Genomic DNA, 15,954 nt, shown 5'->3' on the forward strand with positions numbered 1-15,954 from the left:
TTATAAATAACAACAATATGAATATCTCTTATAACTGGCTGAAAGAATACGTCGACTTCGACCTTACCCCGGACGAAGTGGCAGCCGCACTGACTTCCATCGGTCTGGAGACTGGGGGAGTGGAAGAAGTTCAAACCATCAAGGGGGGATTGGAAGGCCTTGTGGTAGGCGAGGTGCTGACTTGCGAACCGCATCCCAATTCCGACCACATGCATATTACCACCGTCAACTTGGGACAGGGAGAACCTGTACAGATTGTCTGCGGTGCGGCTAACGTGGCTGCCGGACAGAAGGTCATCGTAGCCACACTGGGTACGAAACTATACGACGGCGACCAGTGCTTTACCATCAAGAAGTCCAAACTCCGTGGCGTGGAGTCAAACGGTATGATTTGTGCCGAAGATGAAATCGGCGTGGGCACAAGCCACGAAGGTATCATTGTATTGCCGGACGATGTGGTTCCGGGTACACCCGCCAAGGATTACTATAATATCAAGAGTGAATATGTACTTGAAGTGGACATCACTCCGAACCGTGCCGATGCCTGCTCACACTATGGGGTAGCCCGCGACTTGTATGCATGGCTTATCCAGAACGGACACAAGGCTACATTGAAGCGTCCGTCGGTCGATGCATTCCAGGTAGACAATCATGACATGAACATCGACATTGTGGTGGAAAATACCGAAGCCTGCCCGCGTTATGCCGGAGTAGCTATCAAGGGAGTGACGGTGAAGGAAAGTCCTGAATGGTTGCAGAACAAGCTCCGTCTGATTGGGGTGCGTCCGATTAATAATATCGTCGATATTACCAACTACATTCTGCATGCCTACGGTCAGCCGATGCACTGCTTCGATGCCGACAAGATTAAGGGTGGCAAGATTGTGGTGAAGACTTGTGCCGAAGGAACTCCGTTCGTGACACTGGACGAAGTGGAACGTAAATTGTCCGATAAGGACCTGATGATTTGCAACGCGGAAGAACCGATGTGTATCGCCGGTGTGTTCGGAGGTCTGGATTCTGGTACTACCGAAACTACTACCGACGTGTTCCTGGAAAGTGCTTACTTCCATCCTACATGGGTGCGTAAGACTGCCCGCCGTCACGGATTGAGCACCGATTCTTCTTTCCGTTTCGAACGTGGTATCGACCCGAACATCACTATCTATGCCTTGAAGGAAGCCGCTCTGCTGGTGAAGGAACTGGCGGGAGGTGAAATCGCTTCTGAAATCAAGGACAACTATCCGCATCCGATTGCTGATTTCCCGGTAGAGCTTTCTTACGACTATGTCAACTCACTGGTGGGTAAGGTGATTCCGGTAGAAACCGTGAAGAGCATCGTTACCAGCCTGGAGATGAAGATTGTGAATGAAACGGCGGAAGGTCTTTCGTTACTGGTTCCTCCTTATCGGGTGGATGTACAGCGTCCGTGCGACGTGGTAGAAGATATTCTCCGTATTTATGGATATAATAATGTGGAAATCCCCACTACGCTGAAGTCCAGCTTGAGCGTGAAGGGAGAAGTAGACAAGTCGGTGAAACTGCAGAACCTGGTCGGCGAACAGCTGGTGGGTTGTGGTTTCAATGAGATCCTGAACAACTCACTGACCGCTGCGGCTTATTATGACGGACTGGAAACGTTCAAGCCGGAAAACTTGGTGCGTGTGATGAATCCGTTGAGCAACGACTTGAACGTGATGCGTGCCACACTGCTTTTCGGCGGTCTGGAAAGCATCCAGCACAATGCCAACCGCAAGAATGCCGACTTGAAGTTCTTCGAATTCGGTAACTGCTATCACTTCCATGCCGAGAAGAAGAATCCGGAAAAGGTACTGGCTGCCTATTCGGAAGAATTGCACATGGGCTTGTGGCTGACTGGAAAGCGGGTAAGCAACTCTTGGGCACATGCCGATGAAAATTCATCAGTATATGAATTGAAGGCTTACGTGCTGAATATCTTCCGTCGTCTGGGGGTAAACTTCGGAGGACTGGTATTCGGAAATCTTTCGGACGACATTTACTCGGTAGCTATTTCCGTACACACTCGTGGCGGTAAGCTGCTGGCTACCTTCGGTGTGGTTTGCAAGAAGATTCAGAAGGCGTTCGACATTGACCATGAAGTATATTATGCCGACTTGAACTGGAAGGAACTGATGAAGGCTATCAAGAACAATGTGGTAAGCTACAAGGAAATCTCCAAGTTCCCGGCTGTAAAACGTGACTTGGCTTTGCTGATTGACAAGAAGGTACAGTTTGCTGAAATCGAAAAGATTGCTTACGAAACCGACAAGAAGCTGCTGAAGTCTGTTGAATTGTTCGACGTGTACGAAGGCAAGAACCTGGAAGCCGGCAAGAAGAGCTATGCCGTAAGCTTCATGCTTCAGGATGAAAATGCCACACTGAACGACAAGCAGATTGACAAGTTCATGCAGAAGCTGATTGGCAACCTGCAGAACAAGCTGGGAGCTGTGCTTCGGTAAGATAAAGACCTGAATGATGCGTTACGATATTCAACCAGATTATCACCTGAAAGTTAAGCGGAGATGTCTGACGGCATTCTCCGTGGGCTTGGTGCTTGCGTTTCAGGCCGTAAGAGTCCTTTGGGATTTTTCTCTCAATGCGCCATGGAAGAATGGATTGGCCATTGTGGGCGGTTTGGGATGCTTACTGATTAGCGGAATAGGGTACTGGAAATACTGGAAGCTCATTCAGCATAATAAAAAGAGAACTCATTAAAAATAAATTTAAAAATATCATCCAATGGGAAGAGCGTTTGAATATAGAAAAGCTACAAAATTGAAAAGATGGGGTCACATGGCGAAGACTTTCACTCGTCTGGGTAAACAAATTGCAATTGCAGTAAAAGCTGGTGGTCCGGAACCGGAAAACAACCCGGCTTTGCGTTCGGTAATTGCTACTTGTAAGCGTGAAAACATGCCGAAGGATAACATCGAACGTGCCATCAAGAATGCAATGGGTAAAGACCAGAGCGATTACAAGAGCATGACTTACGAAGGATACGGTCCTCACGGAATTGCCGTATTCGTAGATACTTTGACTGACAACACGACTCGTACCGTAGCCGATGTACGTTCTGTATTCAACAAGTTCGGAGGTAACTTGGGTACTACAGGTTCACTGGCCTTCTTGTTCGATCACAAGTGTGTGTTCACTTTCAAGAAGAAAGAAGGCATTGATATGGAAGAACTGATTCTGGACTTGATTGACTACAACGTAGAAGACGAATTCGATGAAGATCTGGAAGAAGGAACTATCACTATCTACGGTGATCCGAAGAGCTATGCGGCTATCCAGAAACATCTGGAAGAATGTGGCTTTGAAGATGTCGGTGGTGATTTCACTTACATCCCGAACGACTTGAAAGACGTGACTCCGGAACAGCGTGAAACTATCGACAAGATGGTAGAACGTCTGGAAGAGTTCGACGATGTACAGACCGTATATACTAACATGAAACCGGAAGAAGACGCTGAATAAGCTTTTTCTTGAAAGATAATGACGGAACGGAGTATCCGGCCGGAATAAACCGGCAAGCGGTGCTCCGTTCTCTTTTTATGTCTAACTCGAATAGAATGTGATGGCGATGAAATATAGTTATCGTACGATGGGAACATGTAGTTCTCAGATTGATTTTGAGGTAGAGAATGGCGTACTGAAAGATGTGCGTTTCATGGGAGGTTGTAACGGAAATCTGAAAGGAATTTCCGCTTTAGTAGAAGGAATGAAGGTGGATGAGGTGATTGCTCGTCTGGAAGGTATCCGTTGTGGCGGGAAACCGACTTCTTGTCCCGACCAGCTCTGCAAGGCTTTGCGGGAAACTATGGATTAACCTATAAAAAGTAGACTAAACAGCCTTACGGGGCTGTTTTTTCAACGGTTTTGAAATTGTTTGCAACAGTATTGAAAGAAGTGTCTTTCAGTGGCAGACTATCTTTGCAGAGAAAAGAATAGTATATGCCATGAAAAATAATTTGCAAAAGATTTTTGTAATCGTATGGGGGCTCTGTCTGAGTGTGATGAGTGTTTCCGGACACTCGGAGCAAAAGTGTATCCATGAGAATGTGCGGACAGTGCCTTACCCTCAGGAGAAAACTCCTTTATATATTAACCCTTCTGCTTTATTTGTTCCTTATTCTTTGAAAGGGGAAGATAAGCTTCAGTTTGCACTTTCTTCGGATGCAAGTTTTCCTGTGCATTCCACTTTTCTTTCTTCTCCTAAACCCTGGTGTATGTATAATCCGCACCGTACACTTTCCCCGGGTGCATGGTTCTGGAAATATCGTCGGGTGAGTAGGGAAGGTGTGTGTGCTGAGTGGAGTAAAGTATATCGTTTTGTGGTAGGTGAGGACGTTCCTCGTTTTGTGACTCCACCTTTTCAGACTTTTCTTTCGAATATTCCAGAATTGGGAAACCGGATTTATTGCTACTTGTCGGATAGTTTGGCTTCGGCAAGAAAGAATGTGTATGCGCATCCTGAATTTAATGATATGATAGCCCAGGCACGTATGGGACTGGCATTTAATCTGTCAACGGATACCGATCCTTATGGAAAGGTGAGTGAGATGGCAGAATTGAGTGTCAGACTGCACACGGCTTATCTGCTTTTGCAACGTCCTGTATATGCGAAGAAAATGGTACAATACGTGCGCTGGCTCCTGAAGGCACGTTTGGATGATAAACGACTTGAAAATGACTTCTTTGCCGGTGACTTAGCTTTTCTGCTGGCAAATACTTATGAGACTTGTTATACGTTTTTTACACCGAAAGAACGGGATGAGATACAACGCCTGGTGATGCAGGTGTTCCGTGTGTATCGTTCCCGTTTGTTCGGGCATGAAGAGAATCATGTGTTTGACAACCATTTCTGGCAGTTCCCGGTACGGAAATTCATGCAAGCCGCTTTGGTATTTTATGACAAAGAGCCCCTGGCTATGGAATATTTGGAATATCTGTATGAGGTCTGGACAAGCAAGGCACCGGCCTCCGGTTTCAACAGAGATGGAAACTGGCACAATGGAACCAGCTATTTTAGTGCCAATGCGGTGACTCTGTATTACATGGCTTCCCTGTGTTCTTATCTGACAAAGACCGATTTTATGAGTCATCCTTGGTACCAGAATGCGGGGAAGGGATTGGTGTATAGCTGGCCTCCACGCTCCATGTCTGCCGGATTTGGCGATGGGCATGAAAAGACCAACGACCAGCCTTTGCGCATACGGAGTGGATTTGCTGATTTCCTGGCCCGCGAAAAACAAGATGCTTATGCGGCATGGTATTCTTCCATTAATCAGAAATATGAAACAGATTACGAGTTTCGTCTTTATCGTATGGTGAGTGGAAAGCTCCGTCCGGCATCTTCTTCTTTGCCGGCAAATGCCCCTAAAGCCGTTTGGTTTCAAGATACCGGTGAAGTGATAGCCATAGACTCTTTGGCCGATTGTACTCGCGGCATGTATCTGAGTTTCCGTTCCAGTCCGTTTGGTTCTGGAAGTCACACTCATTCTAACCAGAACGCCTTTAACTTGCATTATAACGGAGTACCGGTTTATCGTTCGAGCGGTTATTACTTGAACTTTAGTGATAGGCATAATATCTTGTCTTATCGGCATACTTGTGCTCATAATACGCTGCTTGTGGATGGTATCGGACAGGGATTTACCACAAAAGCCTACGGAAACGTGACTCGGATGCTTCACGGAGAACATATTACTTATTGTTTAGGGGATGCTTCTCATGCTTATGGTGGGGTAAGTGAATATCCTATGTGGCAGAAAAATTTTGAGGCTGCAGGATTGGAACAGACTCCGGAATATGGCTTTGGAAAAACTCCTCTGACCAAATATCTCCGTCATATTCTGGTTTTGCGTCCAGGAATTGTGGTAATCTATGATGAGATGGAAGCCAGTCGGAAAGTCCGGTGGGAATGGCTCCTTCATAGTCCGGTTCGCTTTCAGATAGATGCTTCTTCGAATACCCTGGTGACTCCTCATCCGGAAGGAGGTTTTGTCTCCACGGCCCGTTTGTTTGCTACGGAAGCTTGTGAAATATCCCAATGTAATGAGTTTCAGGCTGCTCCCAATCCTGATTTGGCCATTCGGGGAGAAACACTGGAAAATTATTGGCATTTAACGGCTTCTTTTAGTCCCCGTAAGGCCAATCGTCTGCTGACGATAATCACCTTAGATGAAGAAAGTGGCAAAAGTCATGTTGTTTCCGGAGGAAAAGATGGAAAGCTGATGGTAGATGGCTGGCGTATATTTGCAGAACTGGATGTCCGGAAATCCGCTGCATTGACGGTGGAAAACGCCTCAACCGGGGTCGTGTTTAGCTACGGTGACAAAGATTGCCTCATCGAGGGAGAGACTTATCATCGTAAGGCGAAGGGTACCACGGTGTTGTATGACAGAATCAATGGGGTATGGAAGTGTGAAGAAGTGGCAGACCGTCCGGCATTGCCGACTACTTGTGCTGAAGAATAATAATTTAGAATAGATACATAATATCATGAGAACAACGACATTTTTATCATTTGTACTGGCGGGTGTGGTTTTTACTTCGTGTCAACCTTCTACGAAGAGAGAGGCCTGGATAGAAAAAGCACTCGATGTAGCCTCTTACCAGCTGAATCTGACAGCGGAAGAAATGAAAGATTCTGTCAAAATGCCCCGCTCTTTGTGGACAGGTTATACAGTCGATTTTCTGGAAGAACAGCTGGAACGCGAATCTGCTACCTTTGCCGATTCCTTATGGCCTAATCCGGCAAAAGAAAAGCTGGGAACGCTTCGTAGTTGTGATATATATGACTGGACAAGCGGTTTCTTTCCCGGCAGCCTTTGGTATGCTTATGAACTTACCGGGAATGAACGCTTGAAGGAAGAAGCCATCCGTTATACCAACCGGCTTTATCCAGTCCGTAAATACAGAGACAATCATGACATAGGTTTTATGATGAATTGCAGTTACGGAAATGCTTTACGATTGGCTCCGAATGATTCTATCATATCCGTATTGTCAGAAACCGCCGATAATCTGTGTTCACGTTTTAATGTACAGATTGGCTGTATTCGTTCCTGGGATTTCGGTACATGGAATTATCCCGTCATCATTGACAACATGATGAATCTGGATTTGCTTTTTCATGTCAGCAAGCTAACCGGTGATATGCGTTATCGTCAGGTGGCCATACAGCATGCCCGTACGACAATGAAACATCATTTTCGTCCGGATTATACTTCCTATCATGTGGTGAGTTATAATGCTGACGGTACGGTGGAAAAGCGTCAGACACACCAGGGAAAAAACGATGAATCTGCCTGGGCCAGAGGACAAGGATGGGCTGTGTATGGCTATACTGCCTGTTTCCGTGAAACAGGAGATACTTTATTCTTGCAAGAAGCAGTACATGTGGCCGATATGATTAGAAAACGCAATACAGCTCCCGACCTGATTTGTTATTGGGACTTTGATGCACCGGTGAAAGCAGATACTCCTCGTGATGCTTCGGCTGCTGCCGTGATAGCCTCGGCTTTCCTGGAGCTTAGTACGTTCGTACCCAATGGTGAGGTTTATTTTAATTACGCCGAAACTATATTGAAGAATCTTTCTGGTCCGGCTTATCTGGCCCAAAAAGGAACAAACGGAGGTTTTATACTGATGCATTCCGTAGGCTCTCTTCCACACGGTTCGGAAATAGATACTCCGTTGAATTATGCAGATTATTATTATCTGGAGGCCCTGAAACGCTATCTGGACTTAAAAAATAAACCTTTTTGAAAGAAGATAAAACGGATTTAAAACCGATATTGGGGTAAACAACCTACTTTTGTGGTGATGATCATAACTGAAATTTAAGTATTATGAGAAATATAAGAATAGTTGTTAGTTTTCTTTTGCTTTGTCTGGGACATGCTATGCTTCTCGCGCAAACATTGACCATTACAGGAAAGGTAGTGGATGAAGAAGGCCTGGAGGTTATCGGTGCCAATATTCGTGTGAAGGGCAACGCCTCGGTAGGTACGATTACCAGCCTGGATGGCACATATTCTATTCGTGCGGGAGCAAAAGACGTGTTGCAATTCTCTTACATTGGTATGGCTTCACAGGATATACCGATCAAGGGAAGGACGAAGATTGATGTGCAGTTAAAGCAGGATAACAAAGTGCTGGATGAGGTGGTTGTAATCGGATATGGCACCTCCAAGCGGAGTGACTTGACCGGCTCGGTTGTTTCGGTAAAAAGTGATGACTTGATGAAAACGCCGACTTCGGATGTTACACAGGCTTTGGCGGGACGGGTGGCCGGTGTACAGGTTACCCAGTCAGAAGGAGGTCCCGGTTCCTCCATTTCCATCCGTGTGCGTGGTGGTATCTCCATTACCCAGAGTAATGAACCTTTGTATGTCATTGATGGTTTCCCTAGTGAAGATGGAATGGCAGAGCTGGATCCAGGTGAGATTGAATCCATTGATATTTTGAAGGATGCTTCGGCGACGGCCATCTATGGTGCCCGTGGAGCTAATGGAGTCGTGGTGATTACTACGAAGAACGGAGGGAAGGAAGATTCCAGGCTGTCTGTCAGCTTTGACTCGTATATTGGTTTTGCCAAGATTGCCCGTAAGCTTCCGGTGCTTTCCTCCGAAGAGTTTGTGACACTGGATTATGAGCGAAACCTGTATCTGAATGGAGAAGAAGGAGTCACACGTTTTCAGAATGTGTATGGCTCTTTTCGGGAAATTCAGGAGAACTATGCGGAGCGAGGGATAGACTGGCAGGAGGAAGTGCTCGGACGGACTACTACCAGCCAGAATTACCGCGTCAACATCTCCGGAGGAAATAAGAATACGAGTTACAGCCTGGGCTATGCGTATTTTAAGAACCTGGGTGCCATGGTGTATAGTGGAGATGAAAAACATAATGTATCTTTGAATTTGTCTCATAAAGGAAACAAGCGACTGTCGGTGAATGCCAGGGTAAATTTTACGCAGTCCAAGGTATATGGCATGGGAACTTCCGAAGGAAATGCCAGATTCAATAAGATGGAGCAGATTCTTCAGTCGCGTCCTGTGGCAGGAATTAATGGAACGGAAGAAGAGTTGCTGCAAGGAGAAGATCCGTTGTACGTGGATGATGAGTCGAATCCGATGCAGAATCCTTTGATTTCTGCCCAGCAGGAGCAGGATGACCGTATGACACGTACCTTTCAGTTGAATGGTGGATTAAACTATCGGCTTGGGAAACGCTGGTTTTTCAGAAGTACCATAGGTACACGTTACCAGATTCTGCGCCGTGACCGTTTTTATGGAGAACTGTCTTCAACTGCCAAGCGTTCCAGTATTAACGGGAGCATTCAGTACTCGGAGAATGGAAGTTTTCAGACATCCAATGTGCTGAATTATGAATATAAGACAAAAAAACAGAAATTTACGGCCATGTGGGGACAGGAATGGGTGTCACGCTGGACACGCTGGGTTGTCTCTTCAGCCACGAACTTTCCCAATAATGACATCGGACTGGATGACATGAGCCTGGGTACTCCGGGTTCAATTACTTCCAACGTGAATTATGATGATAAGTTAATCTCATTTTTTTCTCGTCTGAACTACAATTGGGGGGAGCGTTATTTGCTGACAGCTACCATACGTGCCGATGGCTCTTCTAAATTTAGTGCCAATCATAAATGGGGATTCTTTCCTTCCGTATCGGCTGCCTGGCGGTTGAGCGAAGAAGAGTTTATCAAGAAACTGAATTTGTTTTCTGATTTGAAGTTGCGTGCCGGCTACGGATTGGCCGGAAATAACCGTATTGCGAGTTATGCTTCCTTGAATCTTCTGAAGTCGGCCAGCTATCCAAGCGGAGAAACCGTATCGCCTGGTTATGCACCTTCGGGTATACCAAGTGTAGAACTGCAATGGGAGTCAAACAAAACATTGAACGTGGGATTGGATATGGGCTTCTGGGGGCAACGTCTCATTATTTCTCCGGAATTCTATCTGAACAAAAGTTCTCATTTGCTGCTGAACTCCAAAGTTCCGTCTTCTTCCGGTTATACGACTATGTTGCGTAACGTAGGAAAGACCCGAAATATCGGTATGGACCTGACCATTTCTTCGGTAAATATTCAGCGAAAGAATTTTACCTGGTCCACAGACTTCAATTTGTCGTATAATAAGAACCGCATTGAGGCTTTGTCAGGTGAAGATTATTTTCTGGAAGAAGCACAGTTCGGATTCAATCAGAACACCCATAAGATTGAGGTAGGTCGTCCTGTCGGACAGTTCTATGGCTTTAAGACCATTGGTTTGTATCAGGTGGATGACTTTAATTATGATGCTTCCACTCAGACCTATACGCTGAAAGAGAATGTGCCTTATCGTGAAGGGGTACAACCCGGTTACTGGAAGTTTGAGGATGTAGATGGAAACGGCATTATAAACGACAATGACCGTACGGTGATTGGAAATGCCAATCCCGATTTCTATGGAGGATTGAACAATAGTTTCTCATATCGGAATTTCGATTTAAGTGTCTTCTTTACTTTCAGTTATGGAGCTGAAGTGCTGAATGCTACAAAACTGAGTAATACGTTGGCGGGTTCAACCAATAAGAACGTACTGGATGTGGCCAATAGTTCCAACCGTTGGATGACCATCGATTCTGATGGAAATGAGGTGACAGATCCGGATGTGTTGGCGAAACTGAATTCCGGTAAGACGGTTGCTTCGGTAGCCGACCTGGAGAACGGTGATTATTATGTGCATTCCTGGGCTGTAGAAGATGCTTCATTCTTGCGATTGAGTAACCTTACTTTGGGATATACATTTCCTCGGAAGTGGATAAAACCATGGGGAATCAGTAAACTGAGACTATATTTTACCGGCAGTAACCTGTTTATCTGGACTCCTTACAGCGGTTTTGATCCGGAAGTGTCTACCAAGGGAAATAACCTGACTCCCGGAGTTGATTTTGGTGCATATCCACGTAGCCGTTCGTTTGTGTTCGGATTGAATTTAACCTTATAATTAATGAAGCCATGATAAAGAGTTTGAAGATATTTTTGATGGGAGTGGGAACGCTTCTTTGGATGACAGCCTGTCAGGATACGTTGACGGAGCATCCTGATTCCTATTATGAAAAAGAAGATTTTTTCACCAGCGAGGCGAAAGCCGAGATGGGAGTCATCGGCATTTATAATGTATTGCCCACCTTGTATGGCGACAGTGAGATGGCTTTTGGTGCTTCAGACGACACGTATTACGCATCGGGTACCAATACGGATAACGCTCGACGCGACATTGCGCATTATATGTTGTCTACAACCAATAAGTACGTGGAAGCTGTTTGGCAGGCCACTTATCAGGGAATTGAACGTGCCAACTACATGATAGAAGGTATTCAGAAGATGCAAGGTTTTGCAGAAAACGAGAAACTGCAATCACTGGTGGCAGAGGCAAAATTTCTCCGTGCGTTTCTTTCATTTAATCTGGTAAAGTATTGGGGAGATGTACCTTATAAGACTACATCGACCGGAAGTTATGAGGAAGCTTATCAGCCCCGTACTTCGCGTGAGGTGATTTATGATCAGATTGTGGACGATCTGGACGATGCCAAAGAAAATATGAGCTGGGCCAATGAGACCTCTTCGCCAGAACGTGCCACTCAAGGCGCAGCCCGTGCTTTGCTGATGCGGGTATTGCTTCAGCGTGCCGGATATTCCTTGCAGATGGACGGTACAATGACTCGTCCGGAAGAAGAATTACGGCAGACTTATTTTGCAAAGGTGATAGATGAATGGGAGGCTTTCCAGGAAAACGGTTACCATGATTTCTATGAGGGAGGTTATGAGGCATTGTTCAAGTCGTTTTCAGCTGGAGAACTTCATTCGAAGGAGAGTATCTTTGAAGTGGCCTTTTATACGGTAGATGGTCGTACGGGAGCAAGGGGATATTGGGGAACGTACAACGGTCCGTTGGTCGCAGCTCCAGGAATAGAGGCTACGGAAACGGACAAGTTTATGGGGCGTGCCAATGCCTTGTTTCGCGTAATTCCGGAATGGAGAGACTTCTTTGAGGAATCGGATGTACGTCGGGATGTAATGATTTGTACGTATCAGTATGATTGGGATAAAACTCTTTACAACCATGTGAAGAAAGATAATATCAGGAATAAGAAAAACTGGTATCCTGGCAAATGGCGGAGGGAATGGATGCCTTTGGGATACAAAGACCCTAATATTACCGATGTCAATTATTGCAGCCTGCGTTATGCCGATGTGGTACTGATGGCGGCAGAGGCTTATAACGAAACGGGAGAAACTGCACAGGCCTGGAAGTTGCTTAATCGGGTACGTCAGCGTGCCGGAGCAACGGAGATAACTTCTGCTAACTATGCTTCCCTGATGAAGTCGCCGAAGGTATACGATCTTCCTTTCATAGAGGATGGAGATGAGGCCGGACGTTTTCGTACTGCACTTTATTGGGAAAGGGGCTTTGAGCTGGCTTTCGAATTACAGCGCAGATTTGATTTGTTGCGCTGGGGAGTACTGGGAGATGCCTTACAGTTGATGGCTTCAAAAACGGTGGTCAATCAGTCTGCGGAAAAATCTTTTTTGGCCGGATACAACTTTGTGTCTGGCAAACATGAGCTTTTCCCCATTCCACTGGATGAAATACAGGTGAATTATTGTCTGGAAAATAAGAATAACCCTAATTACTAAGTTGCTATGAATTATAGATTGCTTTTTATTTGTGGGGCGATGGTTCCTTTCGCAGCATGGGCGCGTCAGCATCGTCCGAACATCATTTATATCATGACCGACCAGCAGTCGGCCAACGCCATGAGCTGTGCAGGTAATGCCGACCTGCATACGCCCAATATGGATCGTCTGGCCGCTATGGGGGTGCGGTTTGAAAATGCTTATTGTTCGCTGCCTTTGAGCGGCCCTTCGCGTGCCTCTATGTTTACGGGGTATATGCCGGGTGAGGTCGGACTGACAGCCAACGGTACTCCGCTTCCCGATTCGTTGCGGACGGAGACTTTGGGGGATGTAATGAATGAAGGTGGATATACTTGTGCTTACGGAGGAAAGTGGCACGTACATACCAATTCGCTTCCATCAGCGCATGCCTTTGGTTTCGAGCGCTTGTATGAGCATAACGACTACGGGCTGGCGGAAGCCTGCGTGAAGTTCCTCCAACGGAAGCATGACAAGCCTTTCTTCCTGGTGGCTTCGTTCGACAATCCGCATAACATTTGCGAATATGCGCGGAAGCAGCCGCTTCCTTTTGCCACAATTGACGAGCCGGAAAGCATTGAGGATTGCCCGAACTTGCCGGACAACTTTTATGTCGCTCCCTATGACGCGGATGCTGTTGCCTACGAGAAGTCGTTGAAATATCGTCTGCATCCCACGCGGAGCTATACGCCCGACGACTGGCGGCGTTACCGAAACGCATACTTCCGCCTTGTGGAGGCTGTGGATGCCGAAATTGGAAAGATTGTCGACGAAATAGACCGTCAGAACTTGTGGAAGAACACGGTGATTATTTTCACCAGCGACCATGGCGACGGGCAGGGCGCACACCAGTGGAACCAGAAGTCGGTGCTTTACGAAGAAGTGGTCAACGTGCCTTTCATCGTCTGCCTGCCCGAAGGCAAGCACGCCGGAAAGGTGCTTCCTCAGCTGGTGAACAACGGAGTGGACCTGATGCCGAGCCTGTGCGACTGGGCAGGAGTGGAAGTGCCTGCCGGACGTCAGGGGGTGAACATCCGTCCGATAGTGGAAAAAGGCGATGCGTCGGTTGAAGGACAGTCGTATGTGGTTACCGAAACGGACTTCAGCGAGAACGGAGGAGGAACCATGGGATGGATGGTGCGCAGCGGAAACTACAAATACGTGCTCTACAATATGGGGCTTTACCGTGAGCAGCTCTTCGACATGACGTCCGACCGTGGCGAGATGCGCAACCTTGCCGTAGAGGAGAAGTACACGCCGGTGCTCGAGCAATACCGCCGGATGTTGGAAGAATGGATGAAAAAGCATCCGGTAAAAGGAGGGTTGCCTTATTTAAGATATATTCCAAAAGGTAAAAACTGAAAAAATTAATATCATGAGAAGGAAATACATTATGGCCGGTGCGATGCTTTACTTGTCTCTCTTGGCAGGAACGGCATCGGCAAACTCCTCGGCGCTTGTAGAGGAAACAGAAAACAGCACAGAGGTGTGGCAGGTACCTCACAAACCGAAAGGCACAAAAACCCGTCTGAAAATCCAGCCCAAGGCAGAACAGCCTGCCGCAAAGAAGGCGGACAAGCAGAAGCCGCAGGCTAAGAAGTCTGACAAGAAATCTGTTAAGAAGGTGTCTTCTTCTTCACGCTATGTGGCGATAAAGACCAATGCAGTGTACTGGGCCGGTGCCATTGCAAACATTGCGGCCGAGGTAAAGCTGCACAAGCATGTGTCGTTAGAGTTGCCGCTGGATTTCAGCCTTTGGGACATTGAGCGGGAGCACGGTGTGCGTCTCGTTCTCTTCCAGCCGGAAGCCCGCTGGTGGATGAAGGGTGTGGGTGAAGGTCATTTCGTAGGCGTGCATGCACATGTAGGAGCTTTCAACGTGAAATGGAACGAAGACCGTTATCAGGTGGCAGGCCGTCCGTTGCTCGGAGCCGGACTTACCTACGGGTATTCACTTTCGTTCGATGAGCATTGGGGTGCGGAGTTCCTCATCGGGGCCGGCTATGTCAATATGAAGTACGACCGTTTTTATAACATTGACAATGGGGCAAAGTTTGATGCCGGAACCTATAACTATTGGGGAGTGACTCGCGTGGGGGCATCGTTAGTTTACCGTTTTTAAGCACTGAAAAAGCATTATATCATGAAAAAGAATAGACTGAAAAGAGAACTCCTGCGCTGGGGAATGCTGCTGGCTTTTCCGGCACTGATGAGCAGTTGCCTGATGGAGTATCCGGAAATGACGGCAGATGGTGAGCTGGGGGTAGACCCTACATCTGTGACCGTAAAAGCGAAGATTCTGATTGACTTGAAAAGTCTGGCTGCACAGAAAACAGGCCGGCTGGCGCGTGCCGAGGATGAAGAAGCAGCCTATAGTCACCGCATTGTGGTAGCTGCGTATGAAGACCGTCAGCTGGTACAGCAGGAGGTGATTTATGAGGACCTTTCTGCCAGCAGCCGCTTGCAGACTGAGGTGCGTCTTCGTTTGCATGCCCGTCGTTACCAGCTGGTGGTGTGGGCCGATTATGTGCAGGAAGGAGAAGAACCGTTTTACGACATAGACGGTCCGGAAGGACTTGCCAGCATCATTGGTCGCGAGGGTTACACAGGGAATACGGAGTATAAGGATGCTTTTTATAGCAGTAAGGAGATTGATTTGACGGGATATAAAGACGAATGGAATGCAGAATTCCCATTGGAAGTCACTCCTGAACGTCCGCTAGCACGCTATGAACTGACAGCCACGGATGTGATGGCGTTTTTGCGGGAGTATCCTGAAGTGACGCAAGTTCGTCTGACGCTGAAATACGACGATTATTTACCCAAAGGCTTTAATGCCTTGGATGGGATTACCAAACACGCGTTTAAATATTTGCAGTATAGTCGTACGGTGTCCCTGCCGAAAGACGGAGCTACGTCACTTCCTTTGATGTTCGATTATGTATTTGCTGATTCGGAAGGAAATACTTCCGTTCCGGTCACCTTACTGGTGGAAGATGCGGATAAAGGGACACTTCTTGCCAGTTCCAGCTTCCGCCTGTCGTGTACCCAGGGAGAGAATAAAGACATTCAGTTTGATTTTCTGACAACAAGTCCGGAGGATGGAGTCGGGTTCAATCCCGGATTTGATGGAAATCAGGAAGTTGAGCTACCGGTAGAATAAAATGATTCAAACAAGCTATTTATAAAAATCTTAATATTAT

General features: G+C 46.8%; 10 protein-coding genes. All 10 read left to right on the forward strand.

The features are described from left to right. Positions 1 to 17 precede the first annotated feature (17 nt). The 10 genes from pheT (at position 18) to OCV81_RS00800 (ending at position 15,914) form a co-directional block, all read left to right on the forward strand. Complete coding sequence (gene pheT, locus OCV81_RS00755) at positions 18 to 2,480, forward strand: phenylalanine--tRNA ligase subunit beta (RefSeq protein ID WP_148327758.1); 2,463 nt, start codon at positions 18 to 20, stop codon at positions 2,478 to 2,480. Between the two features lie 280 nt (positions 2,481 to 2,760). Continuing rightward, positions 2,761 to 3,498: a YebC/PmpR family DNA-binding transcriptional regulator gene (locus OCV81_RS00760; protein ID WP_148327760.1), complete on the forward strand. Its 738-nt coding sequence runs from the start codon at positions 2,761 to 2,763 to the stop codon at positions 3,496 to 3,498. A gap of 106 nt (positions 3,499 to 3,604) precedes the next feature. Further along, positions 3,605 to 3,850, forward strand: a complete 246-nt coding sequence (locus tag OCV81_RS00765) for a TIGR03905 family TSCPD domain-containing protein (RefSeq protein WP_148327761.1) — start codon at positions 3,605 to 3,607, stop codon at positions 3,848 to 3,850. A 130-nt stretch (positions 3,851 to 3,980) separates the two neighbouring features. After that, entirely contained in the window at positions 3,981 to 6,500 is a 2,520-nt protein-coding gene (locus tag OCV81_RS00770) for a DUF4962 domain-containing protein (RefSeq protein ID WP_148327762.1), read from the forward strand. A 25-nt stretch (positions 6,501 to 6,525) separates the two neighbouring features. Continuing rightward, positions 6,526 to 7,794, forward strand: a complete 1,269-nt coding sequence (locus OCV81_RS00775) for a DUF4995 domain-containing protein (protein ID WP_022054397.1) — start codon at positions 6,526 to 6,528, stop codon at positions 7,792 to 7,794. 83 nt (positions 7,795 to 7,877) lie between these two features. After that, positions 7,878 to 11,039 (forward strand): SusC/RagA family TonB-linked outer membrane protein, encoded by a 3,162-nt coding sequence (locus OCV81_RS00780; protein ID WP_148327763.1) that lies wholly within the window; start codon positions 7,878 to 7,880, stop codon positions 11,037 to 11,039. An 11-nt stretch (positions 11,040 to 11,050) separates the two neighbouring features. Further along, a complete protein-coding gene (locus tag OCV81_RS00785) occupies positions 11,051 to 12,733 on the forward strand; it encodes a RagB/SusD family nutrient uptake outer membrane protein (RefSeq protein ID WP_148327764.1) in 1,683 nt (560 codons plus the stop codon). A 6-nt stretch (positions 12,734 to 12,739) separates the two neighbouring features. Beyond that, positions 12,740 to 14,113, forward strand: a complete 1,374-nt coding sequence (locus OCV81_RS00790) for a sulfatase family protein (RefSeq protein WP_148327765.1) — start codon at positions 12,740 to 12,742, stop codon at positions 14,111 to 14,113. 13 nt (positions 14,114 to 14,126) lie between these two features. Continuing rightward, positions 14,127 to 14,873, forward strand: a complete 747-nt coding sequence (locus tag OCV81_RS00795) for a DUF3575 domain-containing protein (RefSeq protein WP_258362020.1) — start codon at positions 14,127 to 14,129, stop codon at positions 14,871 to 14,873. Positions 14,874 to 14,894: 21 nt separating this feature from the next. Continuing rightward, positions 14,895 to 15,914 (forward strand): DUF6562 domain-containing protein, encoded by a 1,020-nt coding sequence (locus OCV81_RS00800; protein ID WP_148327766.1) that lies wholly within the window; start codon positions 14,895 to 14,897, stop codon positions 15,912 to 15,914. The last annotated feature ends 40 nt before the right edge of the window (positions 15,915 to 15,954 follow it).

Source organism: Phocaeicola fibrisolvens (assembly GCF_025567125.1).
Lineage (GTDB): Bacteria > Bacteroidota > Bacteroidia > Bacteroidales > Bacteroidaceae > Phocaeicola > Phocaeicola fibrisolvens.